This window comes from Salinibacter altiplanensis (genome assembly GCF_002894645.1).
In the GTDB taxonomy this organism is placed as follows: domain Bacteria; phylum Bacteroidota; class Rhodothermia; order Rhodothermales; family Salinibacteraceae; genus Salinibacter; species Salinibacter altiplanensis.
Genome location: NZ_NCQY01000030.1, coordinates 222,259 through 243,431, shown reverse-complemented (window position 1 = coordinate 243,431; position 21,173 = coordinate 222,259). Strand labels below are relative to the sequence as shown.

Sequence of the window (21,173 nt, the reverse complement as noted above, 5' to 3'; positions counted from 1 at the left end):
TCCTGTCTATGTCGTTGGCCATCATCTCTGCAATGGATGTCGAGATGGAGCGATATCTGGAGCACTGCACCCTCCGGGCCTCGACCGAGCGTGCAGGCCTGACGATCCATGAGGCCTACTGGCACGGACACGATCTCGCCCTCGTCCGGGCCGGGGTGGGAAAGGTCAATGCCGCCCTGTGCACGCAGATTCTAATCGATGCGTTCGGCGCCGACGCCGTTCTTTGTACGGGCTCGGCCGGAGCCCTAAATCCTGCGCTTGACATCGGCGACATCGTGGTGGCGAGCGATTGTGTGCACCACGACGTGCAGGTGGATTTCATGGGCCTGCCCCGCGGGCAGATTCCCTTCACCGAGCACCGGTTCTTCGAGACGAATCCGGTCCTCCGGCGCCGTGCCCTGAAGGTGGGACCCACTGATCGCCGAGTTCAGGCGGGACGCGTGCTGACCGGCGACACGTTTGTCGAAGACGAGTCGCAGCGCGGTCGGCTCCGTGACGAACTGGACGGCGATTGTGTGGAGATGGAAGGGGCGGCCGTGGGCCAGGTCTGTGTGATGAACGACGTTCCGTACCTCGTGGTGCGGGCCATTTCGGACCACGCGGACGGCACCTCCGATCTTGATTTTGGGGCCTTCTTAGAGGAAGCTGCCCGGTCCTCCTCCGGAATTGTTTTGGATCTCCTGGGGGGGCTGGATTCGGATGAACGTCTGGTGCCTCCGGGGCGTTGACGTCTTATTCAACCCTGTTTGCGAACAGAGCCCCCTGCCTCGTGTAACAGATTTGCATCAAAGGCTTGTGTCTCTCAACGAGCTCTATGAGGTTTTACGCAGTCGGGCTGAATCACGAATGTACCTCGCTGGAGCGGACCGAAACGTTCGCGCTCAGTGCGGAAGAGCAGGAGGCTCTGTATGCCAGTCTCAGCCTGAGTGCCGACGCGGAGGTAGTGGTCCTGTCCACCTGCAACCGCACGGAGGCATACCTCTACGGCACCGAGGCGGACCTGCGTCAGGTGAAGGCCCTGCTCGGACAAGGGGCCGGCGCACCCTGGCCGGAAGAGACCGCTTTTCAGGAGCGGGACGAGGCGGCGGTGCGGCACCTGCTGCAGGTAACCAGCGGTCTCCGCTCCGTGGTGCTCGGCGAGCGTCAAGTCTTCGCACAGGTCAAGGCGGCCTATGAACGGGCGGTGGAGGCCGGCGGTGTCCATTCCGTGATGCATCGGCTCCTCCATACTGCGTTTCGGGCTGCCAAGCGTATTTCTTCGGAGACCGGACTGGTTCACGGGGCGGCGTCGGTTTCGACTGCGGCCGTGGAAATGGCACGGCAAGCGCTTTCTGCCCCCGCCGACGGAAGCGGGCTCGAAGACGCTGCGGTCGCGCTCGTGGGGGCGGGAAAAATGGGCCGCCTTGCCCTGGAGGCCCTCGTCGAGGATTCTCCCCAGTCCCTGACCGTCGTCAACCGGTCCCCCGACCGGGCCCGAGACGTGGCGTCGTCGTTTGGTGGCGACACGGAGCCGTGGGCCGAGCGCCACGAGGCCGCCGCCGCCGCCGACCTCGTGCTGGTGGCCACCGGTGCGTCCGACCCGGTCCTCCGGGCCGCTGCGCTGCCCGCCCCCGATGAGGCGACCCTCGTCGTGGACGTGGCAATGCCCCGCAACGTGGACCCGGCCGTGGGCGACCGCCCAAAGTATCGGCTGTACGACCTGGACGACCTGCAGGCCTGGACCGATGAGGTACGCGAGCGTCGGGCCGATGCCGTGCCTCAGGCGGAGTCCATCTGCGAGGAGCTCCTGGAGGACTTCGTCACCTGGGTTTTTCACCAACAGGCCCTTCAGCCCGCCATCCAGGCGATCCGCAGCACGTTCGACACGATTCGGAAGCAGGAGGTCGACCGCCACGCCCATCGTACCAGCATGGATCGTGAAGAGGTCGACCGCCTCACCGAGTCGATCATGCAAAAACTGCTGGCGGTTCCCATCGTGCGGCTCAAGAACGTCGACCCGGAAAGCATCGATTTCGTTCAGGGCATCGAGCTGCTGCACGCGCTCTTCGCTCCCTCCGACGAGGAGGCCGCCGGGCGGCCCTTGACGGAAGCGCCCGACGCTGATCCCCCTGACCTGGGCGAGGCCCCGTCCCGCTGTCCCTACCTGACCCACGACCCTGGGGCCGACGGCAACGAGACAGAGGAGGTGCAACAGGCCCTCCGCCTCTCCGCGGCGCACCAGGCCGTGCCCCATCCCGAGGGGGAGAACGACCGGTAAGGTCCCAAGCCGGTCGGCGCCCCGAGTGCACACCGCACCAATGGGGGGAGCGCCCGACATTCTTGGGGACCTCGCGCTTCGTGTACGAAGAGCGCAGCCTGCACTCTCTTCCGAACTTCCCGTGGACTGCGCATGCCGATTCCCGATCCGCTCGTTCTTGGCACCCGGGGCAGTGAGCTGGCCCTCCGGCAGGCCAACGTCGTACGGTCGAAGCTCGAAGCGGCTGGGCACCGCGTCGAGTTGGAGACCATCACGACACGGGGCGACGAGTCGACGGACACGCCGATCTCGGAGATTGGGGAGGAGGCGGTCTTCACCAAAGAACTGGACCGCGCCTTGCTTGACGAGACCGTCGATCTGGCCGTCCACTCGCTCAAGGACATCCCGTCGACCATTCCCTCGGGCCTTTCACTGGCCGCGATCGGGGAGCGTGCGGACCCGCGCGACGCGTTCGTCGCGCACCCCTCCTTCGACGGTTCACTCCAGGACCTTCCGGAGGGAGCCACGATCGCGACTGCCTCCCTCCGCCGCACGGCCCAGTTGCTCACGTGGCGGTCCGACCTTGACGTTGTGCCGGTTCGGGGCAACGTGGATACCCGCATCGAAAAGCTGGCCCAAAGCGACTGGACGGGGATGGTCCTGGCCGTGGCGGGCCTCGCGCGACTCGGGCTGTCGGTCCACATTTGCGATCGGATCGATCCGTCGCGCATCGTGCCGGCGGTGGGACAGGGGGCGCTCGGCATTGCGTGTCGGGAGGATCACGAAGCGCTCTGCGACCTGTTTCGGAAGACGCTTCACCACGGCCCCAGTGGGTGTGCCACGGACGCGGAGCGGGCCTTCCTGAAAACGGTGGGCGGGGGCTGCCAGGTGCCGCTCGGGGCGTGGGCCCGTATGGACGATGGCGCGCTGGTGCTGGACGCTTGCATCGCTGCCCTTGACGGCAGCGAGCACCACCGCGACCAGCGTCGGTGTGCGCCGGAGGACGGAGCCGCCGTGGGACGTGAGTTAGCCGCTGACCTGTTGGAGATGGGCGGAGACCAAATTTTGGACGACGTGCTTGGGGAGCAGCGGCAGGCGTCGTCGACCTCGCCGTTTCGGCCCTGAGTGAATCTCAGTCGCGGGTTGAATCGACTGGTGGAGACGCAATGTCAGCTCGCTTCAGATTGAAATGGAGCACCTTCAGTAGCAGACTGGTCCAGAGGCCGTGCCAGGACCGAGCGTAGACCCGATCGCAGAATCGGCGCCAGAGGCCCGAAAAACTACTCTCGGCCTGTTGCCTGGACTGACTGACGGCCGAGTGGCCCTCATCAGGGTCGTCTGACGGCATCACCCGAAGCACTTGTGCCTCCTCGTAAAGCCAATCGAAGAGATCGGCTCCCCGATAGCCCTCGTCGGCCAGAAGGACTCCTCCGCTCGTCGATCTGGCTAGAGCGCGGGCGGCGACTTGGTCGCTTCGGTTGCCTGGAAGGAGCATCGCGGTGATTACAATCTGGGTCGGCTGATGAATGAGTGCGTGGATCTTGAATCCGTAAAACCAGTCTCCCGATGCATTTACCCCGAACTTCGCTCCGTCCTTCCCCAGCAGGCGGGCTCGGCCGTAACGGGCTGGGTCGCAGAGGGGAATCGGCAGCGAGTCTGCCGCATAGAGCTTCCGCCCCCCACCGGCGAGCCCGCGCAGCGCAGCCGCCCTGGCCAACCGCCCGACCTGGTCAGGCAGCCGCTGCAGGCGACGAATCCATTGCTTGTATCCGGCGCGGTCGGGAAAGGTCTTCTCGGCATTGGCCGCGACCAACTCGTAGGTGCGTTTCAGCGTATCGGTGCGAAAGTATCCCTGCATCAGAGCAATTACGATTACCTCGGCGTCGGTGAAATCCGGATCATCGTTGTTCGAGCGGCGCCATCCGGCCACATTCGGGTGAGACTGCAAATAGTCGTCGATGAACAGGTAGCATTCGAGCAGGTGGGTTTCGAGATCATTGGTTTTTATGTTTTTCATCGACCGTTGGAGCGGATCGGTTCAAGGATCGAGCGGCTACTCCATCCTATGAATCGATCACTCCGACGGTCATCTCCGCTTCTCAACCCGCGACTCGGATTGAGTGAGCGCTTGAGGCTTCCTGACCCTCTGGGAATCCACTGTTTGCCATGGGTGTCCCTCCCGACGTCGTGCTGCTCCGGTCCGCGGACGCGGAGGCGCCGGACCGGTACCGTGCTGCCTGTCGTGAGGCGGGGCTGCGGGCGGTCTGCAAGCCTGTACTCGCTTTCGCGTTTCCCCAACAGGCGCAGCTCCGAACTCACTTGGAGTCGGCGGACCGGCACGCGGCGCTTCTCGTCACTAGCCCACGCGCCGTGACGGCTCTTGCCCGCGTGTTTTCCGACCATGCCCCCCTCGCGCAGCGATGGGCGGGACGTAGGGCGTACACGGTGGGGCCGAAAACTGCCGAACGCCTTCGCTCCATCGGTCTTCGTCCTCGTGGGGCCGATACGGGGACCGCAGAGGCCCTTGCGGCGCGCATCACGAACGAGGCTCCGGACGCGCCCCTGCTCTTCCTTTCCGGGAATCGACGGCGGGACACGCTCTCAGAGGCCCTCCGGGCCGCGGCGGTTCCGTTTGAGGAGGTGGTGGTGTACGAGACGCACATTCGGGCCGACCTGGGCCTGCCAGCCCCGAAGCAGGAAGCGTGGCTTGTCTTTTTCAGCCCGTCGGGCCTGGACGCAGTGCGCCAGGCGGCGGATGCGGACGTGCAGGACTATCGGGTCGCGGCCATCGGGCCGACCACGGCGGGGGCCCTGGAGGCCGAGGGACACGTCGTCGAGGCGGTGGCGGACACACCGTCCCCGAACGGACTCGTGGCGGCCCTCCGGGCGGCAGCGGGGCCGCCCTCCTGAGTCACGCGTCCGTCTCGCGGAGCACGCCGTCGATGGCGGCCCGGAAGCGGGCCGTCGCCTGCTTGGGGTTGCGGGCGGTGCAGACGGCGGACAGAACGGCCACGCCGTGGGCGCCTGCGTCCAAGACGCTCCTCACCCGGTCGTGGGTGATGCCCCCAATCGCGATGACGGGGATGGGAACTGCTTCGCACGCATCGGCCAGGCCGTCGGGGCCCTTTACGGACTTTGGGTTGCGCTTCGAGGTCGTAGGAAAGACGGGCCCGAAGCCGATGTAGTCGGCCCCCAGTTCGTAGGCCTCCGCTGCCTGGTGGGGCTTGCTGGCCGTGCCGCCGATGAGAAGGTCGGGGCCCAGCACCGAGCGGGCCGCGTCGACCGGAAAGTCCTCCTGCCCGAGGTGCACCCCGTCGGCGTCCGTGGCCTGCACGATGTCGAGGTGGTCGTCGATCAGAAGGGGCGTGGAGGCGTCGGCACACACGGCGGCCACCTCTCGTGCCTCCAGAAGCTGGTTTCGGATGCCGCCGTGCTTCTGCCGGAACTGAATGGTGTCGGCCCCGCCCCGAATGGCAAGCCGGGCCAACTCGGCATGAGACCGGTCCTGTTGAAGATGAAAGTCGGTGAGCACGTGCAGGCGGCCGACTGAGGAGTCGGCGGTGGTAGACTCTCCGTTGGGTGAGGGATCCTCCATGACTTGGGCGCGCATCTCAAAAATACAACGTGCGACGCCTTCACTTTTCAACTCCGAGGCGGTTCCGCGGCACCCCGAACTGCGGGCCGACCGGTGGGCCCGACGATAACCCGACGATAAATTGTCCTGGACGCTGCCCTACTGGTAGCGAGCGTAGAGCTCAAGGAGGCCGTGCACGAGAAGGAGAACGGCGAAGAAGGCACCGGCGATGGCGGCTCCCGGTCCGTCCCCGGAGTAGGTGTCCGGATTCGTCCAGGCCAGCCACTCGGCGTACCCTGCCAGCCCCGCAAGGGCCACCAGGGGGGCTTCGATGTACCCCCACAAAAACCCCAGGCTTCCCTTTACGCCGTTCCACACGCTTGCCCCAAAGCATCCATACGTAAGAACACCGGGATACACGAAGAGAAACGCCACTGATAAGGCCCGCTCGAACACGAGCGAGGCTTGAGTCCCCAGTGCGCCGTAGTGCACAAGGAGTTCGAAGACGAAGTCGGTGGACTGGTAGAGGATAACCGCGTGGGCGGTTGCGTACGTCGCTACGGCGAAGGCCTCGGCCGGAAAGGTCATGCTTCGGCGGAACAGGGCCCAGTAGAGGACCCCGACGAGTCCTGCGATCAGCATGAGCACCAACGCAGGGTACGCGCCGAACTGTTCGAGATCCTGAATGGCGGCGTTCCACGCAGTTCCTTCGAATGATGCTGTGTCCCCTGGATCCTGAACCCCGTCGCTGAAACCGTTCGCAGCAATCACAGCGAGCCGCCCGATGTTTGAGGTTGGGGCCCCGATCCCCTCTAGGGTTGCCGCGAGGACCGTGATGACGAGAGCGCCGACTAGGAGGTACCGCCCCGGACTCGTGAACGGTCGGCGCGTGCCGGTCAGGTAGTCCTGCACGGCTGTGCCAGGACGGAGGGTAAGGTCCCTGAAGGTGCGCCAGAGTCCCCGCTCCGTGTCGACGAGTTCTCGGACGAACCCCCCAAGGATGTGGAGGATGGAGAGCGCCGGCTCTGCCCGCTGGCCGCAGCCGGGGCAATAGTCGCCAATGAAGGTCCGTCCGCAGTTGGCGCAGGCTTCAGGCGCCGCGGGCGGCGGGGCTGAGGTTGAGGGATCCGAGTTGGTCGTGCTGGTGTCGTCATCCGGAATTGAGGACATGAGAGACCCTCTCCAGTAGATCCAGTACACGCTGCGCCAACGTCCTGCGCATGATGGTCTGACTTGGCGCCCTGTATCGCAGAGCCGTGATTGAGATCCCCGTGTGCGCCGGGGGGCAGGATCGAAACGGGGAGCAGGCCCTACTCTACTGCCGGTCCCCCGCCGACGAAGGCCCGACGGGACCCCTTTCGGCGACAGCGACGTGTACGACCTCGCGATGTTCTCCTTCAAAGTGATCCACCGACCGTGCCAACCCCGGGCCTTCTTGACACTAGTGTCACGGACGCAAAGGCCATTTTCCGTGCGGCCGTCCGCCGCGTCCAGGCCGACCGCCTGCTCGATTCGACCGACCCGGATGCGTGGGCGCCCCGACCGCTGGACCACTACGATGGCATCCGTGTCGTCGGACTGGGAAAGGCCGCGATGGCGATGATGGGAAAAGTCGAGCGGGTGCTCGGGGACGTCATGACCGACGGGTACGCCATCGTGCCGGAGGGGTACCCGGAGCACCTTCCGGCGTCGTGCCCGGCTCCTACGGTGGGGACCGTGGTGGAAGGGGGGCATCCGCTCCCGACACAGGCGGGGGTGCGTGGGGCCCGACGCATCATAGAGCAGGCCGAAGCGGCGGGCGCCGACGAGTTGCTTCTGGTGTTGGTATCGGGGGGCGGAACGGCTCTCGGCACGCTGCCGGCGGGCGATCTGGAGCTCCCGGACTTGACACGGACCTACTACCTTCTGCTCCGGAGTGGCGCGAGTGTGCATCAGGTGAATGCGGTACGCAAGCACCTGACGCAGATGGGCGGGGGGCAGTTGGCGCGGGCGGCCGCCCCGGCCGAGGTCGGAAGCCTCATCGTCTCCGATGTCGTCGGGAACGATATGTCTGTTATTGCAAGTGGACCCACCGTTCCCAGTCCGACCACGTACGAGGATGCAGTGCACGTGCTCTACGTCCATGACCTGTGGACGGAGGTGCCGACGCCCGTTCGCACCCATCTCAGTGCAGGGGCGCACGGCCGCCGTCCGGAGACGCCCGGCCCGGAAGCGGATTGCTTCGACCATACGAAAAGTATGCTCCTCGGCTCCAACAAGACAGCCCTTACGGCGGCCCAGGAGGCGGCTGAGGCGCGTGGATACGAGGTGCGACGTGTCGTGGAGGAGGTAGAAGGGGAGGCGCGGTCGGTCGGCAAGGCACACGTGGAGACCATGCTCCAGGGGGCGTCCGATGTCCCGACCTGTTGGCTGTGGGGCGGTGAACCCACGGTGACCGTCACGGGGGACGGAAAAGGAGGGCGCAATCAGGAGGTGGCGTTGGGGGGCGCGCTTGCCCTCGAAAACGCCTCGCAGCCAACAGTGCTTCTGAGCGGGGGCACCGACGGCATCGATGGCCCCACGGACGCAGCGGGCGCCTGGACAAGCCCGGATACAGCCGATCGGGCCCGTGCTGCCAGCTGCAATCCAGAAATGCACCTCGAAGACAACGACTCCTATCCGCTCTTCGACGCGATTGATCAACTCCTCCGGACAGGCCCGACTCATACGAATGTGATGGACGTACATGTGGGGGTCGTCCGGCCTGGTGTATAAATCGGAACATCTCTGATGATTTGGATGCGCCTGAGACACTTCCAGAACGCAATCCATCTTCCAATCCCACATGTTGTTGGCTACTTTGAAGCGTAGCGCGTTCCGTTTGGCTTCCTGATTGCTTCTCTGGTTTTGTGCACCTGCTTCGTCAACACCCGGTTTGGGGAGCAGCAGCTCTTCTGCTTTTTTCGGGGGTTCTGTCCTTGCTCTGGCCGCTTCCGTCCCCCGTGGCTCCCGAGTCCCAGCGGCAGGGCCTGGACGTTACTGCTCAAAGACCGGTTCTTCTCCGCAGTGTGCATCCGGAGGGCTGGAGCCAAACGGTGTCGGTGCGCGAGCTCCCAGAGAGCGTCGCGGACGCGTTGATTGCGATTGAGGACCGGCGCTTTTACGTGCATCCTGGTGTCGACCCCGTGGCGCTGGGGCGGGCGCTCTGGAGCAATATGCAACAGGGCGGAATCGTAAGCGGCGGGTCTACCGTGACGATGCAAGTGGCGGAGCAACTGCGTGAAAATTCCCCGCCGACGATCGCAAACAAGCTCGTGGAGATGCACCTCGCCGTCCGGCTGGAGCTGTGGCGGTCGAAGCGCGAAATCCTATCGCTCTGGTTGAACCGGGTCTCGTTCGGCAACCGTCTCCACGGCATTGAGGCGGCTGCGCAGCGCTACTTTGGGAAGTCTGCCCGCGACCTGACGACGGCCGAGGCCGCGTATCTCGTGGGCCTTCCCCGCGCCCCGAGCCGCTACAATCCATTCCGTTACCCTGAGCGCGCCGAGCAGCGGCAGCATCACGTTCTCCGTGCCATGCAAGACGCCGGATTCCTTACGCATGCCGAGCGCGAGCGCCTCGCCGCGGTGCCCCTTGACCTGCACAATGCCGAGTCCGTTTTCCGCGCGCCGCACCTCACGCGCTGGGTGCTCCGCCACCGCCGTCCCGAGTCGGAGGCGCCGCTGTCCGAGATTCGGACCACCATCGATCCGGCGCTCCAGCAGGCCGTCGCCGATCTCGTGGAGGGGCACGTGCAGACGTTCCGGCAGGAGACCCTGACCAACGCGGCGGCGGTGGTGCTCGACAATCGCACCGGGGCGATCCGCGCCTACGTGGGCAGCGCCGACTTCTGGGACGAGCGGCACGGGGGGCAGAACGATGGGGTCCGCATGCGGCGGCAGCCGGGGAGCGCGCTCAAGCCGTTCACCTACGCCCACGCGCTGGCCTCCCGCCGCTATACGCCCGCCTCGGTGCTGGCTGACATTGAGTTGAACGTGCCGGAGGCGAGCGGCGCTTTCACGCCGGAAAACTACGACGAGACCTACCACGGCCCCACGCCCCTCCGGGAGGCGCTGGCGTCGAGCTTCAATGTGCCCGCCGTGCGGCTGGCGCGGGAGTTCAGCCCTGCGGCGATTCTGGAGACGCTCCACGACTTCGGCTTCGCGTCCCTCGATCGTGCGCCCTCGCACTACGGCGTCGGCCTTACACTGGGGAGCGGGGAGGTGCAGCCGATCGAACTGGCCCGGGCCTACGCGGGGCTGGCGCGGGGGGGCACCTTGCCGCCGGTCCATGCCGTGCGCTCGGCTCGTACCGTTACGGGCGACACGCTGCGCCCCGACCGTAGGGAGGAAGTAGTCTCTGGGCTGCGCCCCGACCGTAGGGAGCGCCCCGAGCAAAGCGAGGAAGTGCTCTTTGGGGCGGAAGTAGTCTCCGGGCTGCACCCCGACCTTCCGGCGCCGCAGCAGACGGGGCTTTCTCCGGCGGTCGCGCACTTGGTTACGGACATCCTCGACGATCCGGCCGCCCGGGCGCCGGGCTTTGGGCGCGGTGGGCCGCTGGAGCTGCCGTTTCCGGTGGCGGTCAAGACGGGCACTTCCAAAGACTATCGCGACAGCTGGACGGTGGGCTACACGCCGCGGCACACGGTGGCCGTGTGGGCGGGCAACTTCGACGGGACGCCGATGGACCGGATGAGCGGGGTGGCGGGGGCCGCGCCGCTCTTCCACAGCATCATGCGGGTGCTGGGGAGCGGCGGCGACTTCGAGCAACCGCCCGGCATCAAATCCGCGACGGTGTGCCCCGCCAGCGGCAAACGGCCCGGCGCGCACTGTCCCGCGCCCCACCGCGAGCTCTTCCTGTCCGGCACGGTGCCGACGGACACCTGCACCGTCCACCGAACCGTCGCCATTGATCAACGGACCGGCGACCGCGCTGCCCCCGGCACTGATCCGAAGCACGTCAAGCAGAAGACCTATGCGGTGTACCCTGAGCGCTACCATGCCTGGATGCACGAGCACGACGTGCCCCTGCCGCCGAGATCCACGCACCGCGCTTCCCATGAGCTCCCGACTGCGGCGGCGGGAAGCCTCCACGTCACGGACCGGCTTCACATCCGCTACCCGGCGGACGGGGCACTCTTCTACGTCGATCCGGTGCTGCGCGACCGCTACCAGCAGCTCTCCCTGAACGGCACGACGCCGGATGCCTTCCGGGACGTGCACTGGGTTGTGGACGGGGAACGCCACGCGTCCGGGGCGGGGCACGCCTCGTGGCGACTCCAACCGGGGCGGCACCGCATCGAGCTGCGAGCGCGGCACGAGGGGCAGGCGGTGCGCAGTCGGACGGTGGAGATTCGGGTGGTCTCGGCTTCGAAGACTCGAAGTCAATCCGCTGTGTCTGCTCGCTCTCCATGAGTAGTATTGCGTATTTCGTATTGCGTAACTGAAAATCATCTGTCAGAGCCCCTTACGCACTACGCGATACGAATCCATTCCGACATCCAGCGTCCCTCTGAAATCTCAGTCCCACTTCCCGACGCCCCTCATTCCGATGTTTCCCGGTCTCCGTCAGGTTGCTGCGCTCGTTCTCTTTGTTCCTCTTGTCATGTCATGTGGAGGGGGAACACCCGCCCCGTCCGGCGACGAGGTGGCCGTGGACCAGGTTGCCCTCGACGCCCCCGAGCAGGCGGAGGACTATGTGCCGACGCTGGAGGGGCCGCTCCGCATCCTCAGCGCCACGCCCGGGGGACAGCTGCAGTCACTTCAGGAGAGGCAGCCGATCACGGTCACCTTCAGCCGCCCGATGGTCGCGCTCGGGGAGGCGACGCCCCCGCCCGAGGACGCCCTTACGGTCGAGCCCGCAGTGCCCGGATCGCTGCGGTGGGCGGGGACGCAGACGCTCGTCTACCGGCCGTCCGAGTCGCTCCGCCCTGCGACCGAGTATGAGGCCACGCTGGACTCCACCGTTTCGGACCTCGATGGAGAGGCCCTATCGGAGCCGTACAGCTGGTCGTTCCAAACGCCGCGTCCGCAACTGGTGTCGTCTTCGCCGGCCGACGGGGCCGACTTTGCCGCGCCCGACCAAACGATTCGACTGACGTTCAGTCTGCCTCTCGATCTGGGGGCGGTTCCGGAGTATTTCGAGGCGTCGTTCCCGGTAGAGACGATTGGCCGAGAGGGCGACAGTACGCTCGTGTTTGAACCGGCCCGCTCCCTGAAGCAAGGATCGCGCCAGTCCATCGGCACGGTAAAGGAGGGGATGCCCAGTGACGGCTATGAGCTGGGCCTTGGGGAAGAGCAGGGAATCCAGTTCCGTGTGCGGCCGACGCCCGAACTCACGGAGATCGACCAGCCGCAGCGCTACGGCGACCAGCCCTTCGCGCCGGACCGTGAAATTACGCTTTCGTTCAGCACGCCCGTGCGCTTCGGAGAGCTGCGCGAGGCCCTTTCGTTTGAGCCGGCTGTCGAGTGGTCGGCGGGGGCGGAAGCGCGGGATGTCAGTGAGGACGTGAGCCACTCCCTGCCCGTCACGCTGGAGCCGGAGACCCGGTACACGCTGAGGATCCGGGGCCTGGAGGATCAGTTCGGGCAGCCGCTGTCGTACGCACAGCGGTCCTTCCGGACGGGGCCGTACGAGCCGCACTTCCACATGGACACCGGCATGATGGTCATTGAGGCGGACCAGCACCCGGTGGTGCCCCTGCAGGTGACCAACGTCGAATCGGTGCAGCTCGGCATGGAGCGCCTCTCCGCGGACGAAATCGTGCCCGCGCTTCCGACCTACGACGAGCGCACCGACTACGACCGTGGGAGCGACGTTCCCACGCGGTCCCCCGTTGCGGCGCGCCGCACGTACGAGCTGCCCGTCGAGCGCAACACGCTGGAGGCCGTCCCGCTGCGCCTCGACTCGATGCTGACGGGCGAGACGGGCACGGGCATCGTGGGAGTCCGACTGAACCGACCGCCGCTCCGCGAAGACGATTCCGAGGGTGACCTCCGGGCGCTCGCGCAGGTGACTCGGCTCGGCGTCACCGGCAAGTTCAGCCCGCACCAGAACGTGATCGTCGTCACTGAACTGGCCACCGGCGATCCGGTGCAGGGCGCAGCGGTGACCCTTCGGGACGACAGCAATGCGGTCCAGTGGCGCGGCACGACCGACGAAGAAGGCCGCGCGCAAACGCCGGGCTGGCATGCACTGGGGCTGGAGAAACCCAATGAGTACGACAATCCGGCCCAGTACGTCGTCGTCGAGCACGAGGGCGACGTGGCCTTCACCACCAGTCGCTACGACGACGGCACGGAGCCGTACCGGTTCGACCTGAACTATTCCTGGCGACCCGACCCCAAAACAGAGACGGGAACCGTGTTCTCCGACCGCGGCCTCTACAAAACCGGCGAGACAGTGCACCTCAAGGGCATCCTGCGGGCCAAGACCGACGCCGACTGGCAGTCGATCCGAGACAGCGTGCGGGTCCTCGTCCGCGACCCGCGGGACGAACCCGTGCTCGACCGTCGCCTCCAGCCCAGCGACCTCGGCACCTTCGACCTCGACTGGGCCGTCCCGGCAAACGCGTCGCTCGGGGACTACCGCGTTCGGGTAGGACGAGTGGGCAACGAGACGCTTACTGCGGAGCGCCGGTACGAGCGAGAAGGCATCGCCACCGGCACGTTTCAGGTGAATGCCTTTCGACGGGCCACCTTCGAGGTAGACGCGCAGACCTCCCGCGACGCGTACGTAGCGGGGGATTTCTTCGGGGGATGCCTCTCCGCCCGCTACCTGTTCGGGGCGGGGATGGAAGGACAGCCCGCAACGGTGGAGTTGGACCGGCGCAGCGGATCGTATTCACCACCCGGGTACGACGGGTACCAATTCGGCCCCATCGGTACCGATGACCTCAGCGAAACGCTTCTTCGCCGGGAAGCCACCCTCGACAGCACGAGCAGCGCGGAGGCCCCCCGGACGCGCTTCCCCGGCAATCCGCAGGGCGCCCCGGCCCAGCTCGTCTGGCGCGGCACCGTCACCGCCCCCTCCGAGCAGCAAATCTCCGACCGCACCACCGCGACGCTCCATCCGGGCCGCTTCTACGTCGGCCTCAAGCCGAGCACCTCGTTCATGGACCTCACGCAGGACAGCACGCTGGCGGTCGACGTGGTGACGGTGGACCCGAACGGCGCGCCTGTGTCCGACAAAGGGGTGACGGTGGAGCTGGTTCGACTGCAGTGGAACAGTGTGCGCGAGGTGGGGACCGACGGGCGCCTCCGCTGGCGCAGCGAGCGCACCGAGACGGTCGTCCGCTCGGCATCGGTGACGACGAACCCCGGTCAGGCGAGTCGTTTACGCATGACGGTGCCCGCGGGCGGCCAGTACCGGCTTCGGGCCAAAAGCCGGGACGTGCGGGGCAACGCGATTCGCAGCGAGACCTACCTCTACGCCTCGGGCGAGGGCTACGTCGCGTGGCAGCGCGACAACGACGACCGGATCAACCTTGTCCCCGAAAAGACCGACTACGCGCCCGGCGAGACGGCCCGCCTCATGGTGCAGTCGCCCTACGAGGAGGCCACCGCGCTCATCACCGTGGAGCGGGAGGGGGTCCTCCAGAGCCGGGTCACGACGCTGACCGGGAGCACGCCGATGGTCGAGGTCCCAATTACCGATGCGCACCTCCCCAACGTCTTCGTGAGCGTAATCCTGCTGAAGGGCCGCACGGCTCCGCCGAAGGCGGGCAGCGACCCCGGCGCGCCCAGCTTCAAGATCGGCTACGCGAGCCTCTCGGTCGACCCCGACCAGAAGCGCCTGCGGGTCGACGTGGAGCCCGACCGGGACACGTATCGGCCGGGGGAGGAGGTGAACGTCGACCTTCAGCTTACGAACGCCTCGGGGGACGGCGTGCCGGGCGAGATTGCGTTCAGCGCGGCGGATGCGGGCGTGCTCGACCTCATCGGGTACCGGCTGCCCGATCCGTTCGACACCTTCTACGGCCCGCGCCCGCTCGGCGTGACGAGCGTCGAAACGCGGAGCGCCCTCGTGGAGCAGCGCAGCTACGGGCAGAAAGCGGAGGATGTGGGCGGGGGCGGCACCACGGAAAAATCAGAGGTGCGGGAGGACTTCCGGCCGCTGGCGCACTGGAATCCGGCCCTTCGGACGGACGAGGACGGGGAGGCGTCGGTCACGTTTGAGCTCCCGCAGAGCCTCACCACCTTCCGCCTCATGGCCTCGGCCGTCTCGCAAAACCAGGCGTTCGGGGCCGCGCAGACCGACGTCGTCGTCACCAAGCCGCTCGTGCAGACGCCCGCGCTGCCGCGCTTCGCCCGCCTCGGAGATCAGTTCGAGGCCGGTGTGCTCGTCACAAACCGGTCGGACGAGGCGGGAACGGCGACTGTCGAAGCCTCTGCGGAGGAGCTCGCGCTGCGAAACGACTCGTCCAAAACGGTGCAATTGCCGGCGGGGGCCACGCGGGAGGTTCGGTTCGACTGGACGGCCCCCACCGCGGACACGGCCCGCGTCACGTTCCGGGCCCGGCTGAACGGTCAGACCGACGCCCTGGTCAAATCCCTTCCGGTCAAGCGGCCCACCACGAAACGGGCGAGCGCCACGTTCGCCTCCACGCAGGACACCGCCCGCGAGGCCCTCCGGGTGCCCGACGAGCGCGTGCCCGGCCTCGGCCAGTTCGACGTGACTCTTGCCGGCACCGCCCTCACGGGGCTCGATGGGGCGGTGCAGCACCTCTTCGAATACCCGTACGGCTGCCTGGAGCAGACCACCTCGCGCGTCCGGCCCCTCCTGGCGGGCGATGCGCTCCTCGACGCGTTCGACCTGCAGGCGTTCGAGGAGAAGAGCCGGGCGCAAGCCGTCCGGGACTGGATGGGCTCGCTCTCGTCGTACTGGACGGGCGACGGCTTTAGCCTGTGGGAGGGCGGCGACCACGTCAATCCGTACGTCACCGCCTACACGCTGATGGCGCTGGCCGAGGCGGATGCTTCGGGCTACGAGGTGCCGCAGCCGCTCACCCAGGACGCGATCGACGCGGTGGCCGACATGGTGCGCAATCGGAGCGACCGGCCCGACTACTATTCCGAGGCCGTGTGGCGCGACACGCGGGCCTTCATGCTGCTCGCCCTGGCCCGGCACGGGGAGGTCCTGGAGAGCGAGATCAACTGGCTGGCCGACCGTCCGCCGACGAGCGTGGAGGGGCAGAGCCACCTCCTGCGCACGCTTCTCCTCACGGATCAGCCGAATCTACCTGACATACAGGCGCGCCTCGTCGAGCAGTTGCGGCAGCGGGTCCGGATGGAAGCCACGACGGCCTACCTCCAGGCGCTGGAGGATGACAGCTACGGCTGGATTTTCAGCAGCGACGTGCGGGCCACCGCGTTCGGCCTCACCGCGCTCCTGGAGGCCGCCCCGTCCGACGACGTCCAGCCGCTTGCTCAGCGCATGATCCGCTACCTCATGGATCGGCGGCAGCAGGGCCACTGGGCGTCGACCCAGGACAATGCCGCGGTGCTGACGGCCTTTCAGAAATACGTTGACACCTACGAGCAGGTCGCCTCGGACTTCTCGGCGTCCGTTCAGTTGGCGGGCAAGACGATTCTGGAGGAGTCCTTCCGAGGCCGTAGCCTACGCACCGCCGTCTCGACGATGGAGACCGCTGCGTTTCCGTCAGGCCGCACACTGCCGGTCGACATCACCAAAGACGGTACCGGACGTCTCTACTACTCGATGCGCCTCACGACGTACACCGGCGCGCCGCAGGATGCCCTCGATCAGGGGCTGCGGGTAGAGCGGACCCTCCAACGGCTGGACAGTCGCGGCGAATCGGTCGGCGCTCCCCGGACTACCGGCAACAAGACGATTACTCTCGACTCCGGCCAGCTCGTGAAGGTGACCCTGCGCCTCGCCTCGCCGACGAGCCGCACCTACGTCGTGGTCGACGACGCGCTTCCCGCCGGCCTCGAACCGGTGAACGAGGCGTTTGCGACCAGTGCCCAGGGCGTGTTGGACGAAGCCGACACGGGATCGGGCCGGTGGTGGGGCTCCTTTACCCATACCGAAACGCAAGACGATCGCGTGCTCCTCTACGCCGATCAGCTGCGACAGGGCGAGCACACCTACAGCTACGTTGCCCGGGCCACAACGGCCGGCACGTTTGAACACCCGCCTGCGGAGGCGGAGATGATGTACCGGCCCGAGACGCGTGGCCACACCGCCACCGGGACGCTGGTGGTGGAGCCGCCTGCAGGACCGACGGCTGGACGGTAGGCCGTTCGAAATTGGCCTATCCATCGAGTGGCACAAATGTACTGCCGGACGGTGCGGACGGCCTCGGCATCGCGAATGATTCGGTCGTAGAACTGGGATTGCCATTCAAATTCGGACCGTTTGTCTCTCCGGATTTGTTTGGTGCACACCGATTTGTATCGTCCGATGATGGCCCCAAAGGAATGTGCGCACAATCGGAATTCGTTGGTCGATCCGTGGATGTGGCCGGACATGACGATCCCCGCGACCAATCGGACGTACGGGCGGACCGCCGGCGTTCGTTGCCATTCCCGGGCCGCGATACACCCCGCCGCGGAGACCTGGAGGATGCCATTCTGCACCCGCCCCCAAAATGGTCGCCGGTCCCCCGTGCATACGGTCACAAAATACCATCCGGCTCGCCAGTAAGCCGCATCGTCGTGGCGGATGGTGCCGGACCGATACTCGTCGTAACGCGTCATAACAGTGTTTCGGGAGCGAAGCGCTGCACCCGTACAGACATATTGCGGCTGTACATTCTCCGGCTGCTCCGCGCAGGACCCCGGCACGCCCCGGGACGAGCCCGAGACGCCGGATCGCCTCCAGAGGGAAGCAGACTACTCGGCGGTGCACACCGGGGACGCGCTCGTCGTGCGGGACGAGGGAGGCATGGTGCTGAAGCAGGAACAGAACGGGTACGATTTGAGCGCCCCGCACTTCCTCGCCAGCGGCACGAAGTCCCTCGCGAGAGCGGCGGCCCTGGCTGCCGTGGAAGACGGTCTCTTCCTTCGAGAACGCCCCGCCCTCGCTCCAGCCGGACGGGCCGGACGGCATGATCTACGACGGCGGGCCCGATGATCTCTTCATAGCCGCCGGCCTCTTCAGTCAGCGGCTCTACGTGACCCCCTTCCGCGAAACAGTTGTCGTCCGCTTCGGGCGACGGGACCAGGGATGGAACGACGCCGAGTTCAGCAAAAAACAAACCGGGCCATCGAAGCGAAGCTTGGGCTCGCGCAGGTTGATGCCTACTGCGCCTTTCGGAACGAGCAGCGAGCGCGACGGCGAGAAAAGCGCTGAGGTGGAGCATCTTCAGGTCGCCAATCTCAACGCCTGTCGTCCCCGGCCCCCATTGTGGAGACAGGGAGAAGCTCATACCGGATGCGAAATTTCGCTGTCCATTTTTTGCTTCCCGCGGACATTAGGACGCCTTGCGGATCGACCCTGTGCGGGCCCTTCGCATATGTGAGCGATTCTGCGAGACCGTCGACGCGATAAATGCACGTTGATCTACCGCAGATCGCATCAGGTCAACATTCGCGGCTCTGTCGCTACCGGCACGCCGGCGGTAAAGTCCTCACAGCCCACGCGGCCGTCGAGGAGGGTGTGGGATCTTCACGGGACCGTCATTTCACCTGCCGGGGCGGTTTCGTATACTGAAAACGCTTTCAGGGGGCTGCTCTGAGAGTGTTACCACCGTTCCCTGCACCAGTTTTCGTTCCCTATGGGCATCCCCGCACCGCGTTCGTATTGGCTCCTTCTGTTCCTCGCCGTCTCCCTTACCGCCGGTCCTGTAGCGGCACAGGACCTCCCACTGGCCATGGAGACTCCGCTCCCGGGCACCGACAGCTATGACGATGCCATTCCCACCCCCACGGAGGTCATCGGCCACGAGATTGGGACCCGTCACACGCGTCCGGCCCAGGTCGTCCGCTACTTTGAGGCGGTCGCGGAGGCGAGCGACCGGGTGCAGTTGCGGGAGCACGGTCGCACCTACGAAGGGCGGCGGCTCATCCACGCCGTCGTGACGAGCACGGACAATCAGGACAACCTGGATCAGATCCAACGTGCCAACCGGCAGGCCACTACCGCGCCGAATCAAGTGTCGGACGACGCCCTGCAGGATCGTCCGGCCGTCGTACTCATGGGGTACGGCGTCCACGGGGACGAGGCGAGTGCGACGGAGGCCGCGATTCTGCTCCTGTACCACCTGGCGGCCGGCAATGGGCCGGACGTCGACGCGGCCCTGGAAAACGCCGTGACCCTCATCGACCCAATGTTCAATCCCGACGGGCGCGACCGCTTTGTGGACTGGGTGAACGGCAATCGGGGCGGCACGCCGACGGCCGACCCGCAGGACCGCGAGCACAATCAGCCGTGGCCGGGCGGGCGCACCAACCACTACTGGTTTGATCTGAACCGCGACTGGCTGCCCGCTCAGCATCCGGCCTCGCAGGGGCGTCTCGACTACTTCCACAACTGGAAGCCGCAGGTGCTTACCGACTTCCACGAGATGGGCTCGGAGGCGACCTACTTCTTCCAGCCGGGGGTGCAGAGCCGTACGAACCCCAACACTCCGGAGATGAATCAGGAGCTGACCGGCCGCATCGCGGAGCGCCACGGCGACTACCTCGACCAGATCGGCTCCCTCTACTACACCCGAGAGACGTTTGACGACTTCTACTACGGAAAGGGATCCACGTATCCCGACGTCAACGGCTCAATCGGAATTCTCTTCGAGCAGGCCTCCTCGCGGGCGCTGCTGCAGGAGACGAGCAAGGGCGAACTGACCTATCCCTTCACGGTGCGCAACCAATTCATGACCTCGCTCTCGACGATGCGGGCCGTCGTGGAACTGCGAACCGACCTGCTGGAGTACCAGCGCGACTTCTTCGCCAACCGGGACGAGGCCCTGCAGGACACCGAGACGGAAGCGTACGTGGTCGATCGGACGGAGCAGCGGACCCGCGCCCACGCCCTCGCCCAGGTGCTCGACCGCCACGAGGTGCGCATGTTTGATCTTGGTGAGCAAGTCCAGGCCGACGGCCAGACGTTCCGCCCCGGAGAGGCCTACATGGTCCCGCTTGACCAGCCGCAGGGCCGGTTCGTGAAGGCGGCGATGGAGCGCACCTCTTCGTACCCCGACTCGATCTTCTACGACGTCTCCACCTGGAGCCTGCCGTTGGCCTTCGGCGTCGACCACGCGGCCGTCTCCGACGCGCCGGCACAGGGGCAGCGGCTTCAAGACCCGAGGTACGAAAGTGGGGAGGTCGTAGGGGGGCGCTCCGAGTACACCTACGTGCTGCCCTGGGGCAAGTACTACGCCCCGCGGGCGGTGCAGCGGCTCCACAACAACGACATCCGTCCCCGTGTGATGACCGACCCGTTCACGGCGCGCGTCAACGGGTCGACTCAGTCGTTTGACCGGGGCGCCATTGTCGTGCAGGTGGAGCAGCGCGACGTGGCCGCCGATAGCATTCACGAAGTGGTCCAGCGCATCGCCGCGGACGACTACATCGACGTCTACGCCGTGGACCAGGGAATGACGCCAGCGGGGCCGGACCTTGGCAGTCGAAATTCCCCCATTCTGGAGCCCCCGAAGGTGGCGATCATCACGGGGACGGGCGGCGGCTCGCGGTACAGCGGCACGAGTCCCTACAATGCCGGCGAGGTGTGGCACCTCCTCAGTGAGCGCATGAACGTGCCGGTGTCTCTGGTCGACCTGTCCGACGTACAATACGCGGACCTCGACCGGTACAACACCATGGTGCTGGCCGGAGGCCGATTCGACGACCTGCCGACAGAGAAGGTGGAGAGCTGGGTCCAGAATGGCGGCACACTCATCGGCGTGGAGGACGCTGTGGAGTGGCCCATCGAACAGGGCATGGTGGACCTGGAGGAGCGTGAGCTGGACGTGGATTCGCTGGTCCAGAACCAGTCGTATGCGGACCTGGACAATGCCTATGGGGCTCAGGGCATTGGCGGGTCCATCTTCGAAACGAACCTCGACCCCACGCACCCGATTGCTTACGGCTACGGCGAGAGCGTGCCCGTCTTCCGTGTGGGGACTGGCTTTTACGACCCGAGCGACGAGCCGGGGGCGAGTGTGGGCACGTATGACGAGACGCCGCGCCTGAGCGGCTACCTCTCCGAAGAGCAGAAGGTGCAGGCCCGTGGGGCCGCGTCCATTGAGGCGCACGAGGTGGGCGGAGGCCAGGTGATCCTCTTCATGGACAACCCCAACTTCCGAGCCTTCTGGTACGGCACCAACGGGCTCTTCCTCAACGCCATTCACCTCGGTCAAATCCTGTAGTGTCCGTGTCCGAAGAG

Annotated in this window: 12 protein-coding genes; 9 read left to right on the top strand and 3 right to left on the bottom strand. The window is 66.2% G+C overall.

The genetic code is table 11. The annotated features are described in order from the left end of the window. Positions 1-8: 8 nt before the first annotated feature. The 3 genes from B7R93_RS13030 (at position 9) to hemC (ending at position 3,361) form a co-directional block, all read left to right on the top strand. Positions 9-728 (top strand): 5'-methylthioadenosine/adenosylhomocysteine nucleosidase, encoded by a 720-nt coding sequence (locus B7R93_RS13030; RefSeq protein ID WP_103021185.1) that lies wholly within the window; start codon positions 9-11, stop codon positions 726-728. 86 nt (positions 729-814) lie between these two features. Next, on the top strand, positions 815-2,257 hold the full coding sequence (gene hemA, locus B7R93_RS13025; RefSeq protein WP_103021184.1) for a glutamyl-tRNA reductase: 1,443 nt from the start codon (positions 815-817) through the stop codon (positions 2,255-2,257). 132 nt (positions 2,258-2,389) lie between these two features. Further along, the gene (gene hemC, locus B7R93_RS13020; RefSeq protein WP_103021183.1) at positions 2,390-3,361 is read left to right on the top strand and encodes a hydroxymethylbilane synthase; all 972 of its coding nucleotides are present in this window, start codon (positions 2,390-2,392) and stop codon (positions 3,359-3,361) included. 7 nt (positions 3,362-3,368) lie between these two features. On the opposite strand, the gene B7R93_RS15950 is transcribed toward hemC, so the two are convergent. After that, positions 3,369-4,253, bottom strand: coding sequence for a transposase (locus B7R93_RS15950; RefSeq protein WP_232798433.1), 885 nt, complete (start codon positions 4,251-4,253; stop codon positions 3,369-3,371). Between the two features lie 149 nt (positions 4,254-4,402). On the opposite strand from B7R93_RS15950, the gene B7R93_RS13010 reads away from it, so the two are divergent. After that, positions 4,403-5,146: a uroporphyrinogen-III synthase gene (locus B7R93_RS13010; RefSeq protein WP_103021182.1), complete on the top strand. Its 744-nt coding sequence runs from the start codon at positions 4,403-4,405 to the stop codon at positions 5,144-5,146. A gap of 1 nt (position 5,147) precedes the next feature. Here the strand turns inward: B7R93_RS13010 and thiE are convergent, their stop codons facing one another. Together thiE and B7R93_RS13000 are read right to left on the bottom strand one after the other, a co-directional pair. Beyond that, on the bottom strand, positions 5,148-5,831 hold the full coding sequence (gene thiE / locus B7R93_RS13005; protein ID WP_103021548.1) for a thiamine phosphate synthase: 684 nt from the start codon (positions 5,829-5,831) through the stop codon (positions 5,148-5,150). Positions 5,832-5,969: 138 nt separating this feature from the next. After that, positions 5,970-6,980 (bottom strand): DUF3667 domain-containing protein, encoded by a 1,011-nt coding sequence (locus B7R93_RS13000; RefSeq protein WP_103021181.1) that lies wholly within the window; start codon positions 6,978-6,980, stop codon positions 5,970-5,972. 246 nt (positions 6,981-7,226) lie between these two features. Between B7R93_RS13000 and B7R93_RS12995 the strand changes: the two genes are divergently transcribed. The 5 genes from B7R93_RS12995 (at position 7,227) to B7R93_RS12975 (ending at position 21,156) form a co-directional block, all read left to right on the top strand. Beyond that, on the top strand, positions 7,227-8,564 hold the full coding sequence (locus B7R93_RS12995) for a glycerate kinase type-2 family protein (RefSeq protein ID WP_232798431.1): 1,338 nt from the start codon (positions 7,227-7,229) through the stop codon (positions 8,562-8,564). Positions 8,565-8,791: 227 nt separating this feature from the next. Next, entirely contained in the window at positions 8,792-11,242 is a 2,451-nt protein-coding gene (locus tag B7R93_RS12990) for a penicillin-binding protein 1C (RefSeq protein WP_198598678.1), read from the top strand. Positions 11,243-11,432: 190 nt separating this feature from the next. Continuing rightward, positions 11,433-17,087, top strand: a complete 5,655-nt coding sequence (locus B7R93_RS12985) for an Ig-like domain-containing alpha-2-macroglobulin family protein (RefSeq protein WP_232798429.1) — start codon at positions 11,433-11,435, stop codon at positions 17,085-17,087. A 465-nt stretch (positions 17,088-17,552) separates the two neighbouring features. Next, positions 17,553-17,924, top strand: a complete 372-nt coding sequence (locus B7R93_RS15380; protein ID WP_157942302.1) for a hypothetical protein — start codon at positions 17,553-17,555, stop codon at positions 17,922-17,924. Positions 17,925-18,663: 739 nt separating this feature from the next. Next, positions 18,664-21,156, top strand: coding sequence for a M14 family metallopeptidase (locus B7R93_RS12975; protein WP_232798427.1), 2,493 nt, complete (start codon positions 18,664-18,666; stop codon positions 21,154-21,156). The last annotated feature ends 17 nt before the right edge of the window (positions 21,157-21,173 follow it).

What these genes read in the sequence shown, in the direction of transcription:
- B7R93_RS13030 (WP_103021185.1), top strand. Translation starts at nt 9, where the DNA reads ATGTCGTTGGCCATCATCTCTGCAATGGATGTCGAGATGGAGCGATAT.
- B7R93_RS13000 (WP_103021181.1), bottom strand. Translation starts at nt 6,980, where the DNA reads ATGTCCTCAATTCCGGATGACGACACCAGCACGACCAACTCGGATCCC.
- hemA (WP_103021184.1), top strand. Translation starts at nt 815, where the DNA reads ATGAGGTTTTACGCAGTCGGGCTGAATCACGAATGTACCTCGCTGGAG.
- B7R93_RS15950 (WP_232798433.1), bottom strand. Translation starts at nt 4,253, where the DNA reads ATGAAAAACATAAAAACCAATGATCTCGAAACCCACCTGCTCGAATGC.
- thiE (WP_103021548.1), bottom strand. Translation starts at nt 5,831, where the DNA reads ATGGAGGATCCCTCACCCAACGGAGAGTCTACCACCGCCGACTCCTCA.
- B7R93_RS12975 (WP_232798427.1), top strand. Translation starts at nt 18,664, where the DNA reads ATGGAGACTCCGCTCCCGGGCACCGACAGCTATGACGATGCCATTCCC.
- B7R93_RS12985 (WP_232798429.1), top strand. Translation starts at nt 11,433, where the DNA reads ATGTCATGTGGAGGGGGAACACCCGCCCCGTCCGGCGACGAGGTGGCC.
- hemC (WP_103021183.1), top strand. Translation starts at nt 2,390, where the DNA reads ATGCCGATTCCCGATCCGCTCGTTCTTGGCACCCGGGGCAGTGAGCTG.
- B7R93_RS13010 (WP_103021182.1), top strand. Translation starts at nt 4,403, where the DNA reads ATGGGTGTCCCTCCCGACGTCGTGCTGCTCCGGTCCGCGGACGCGGAG.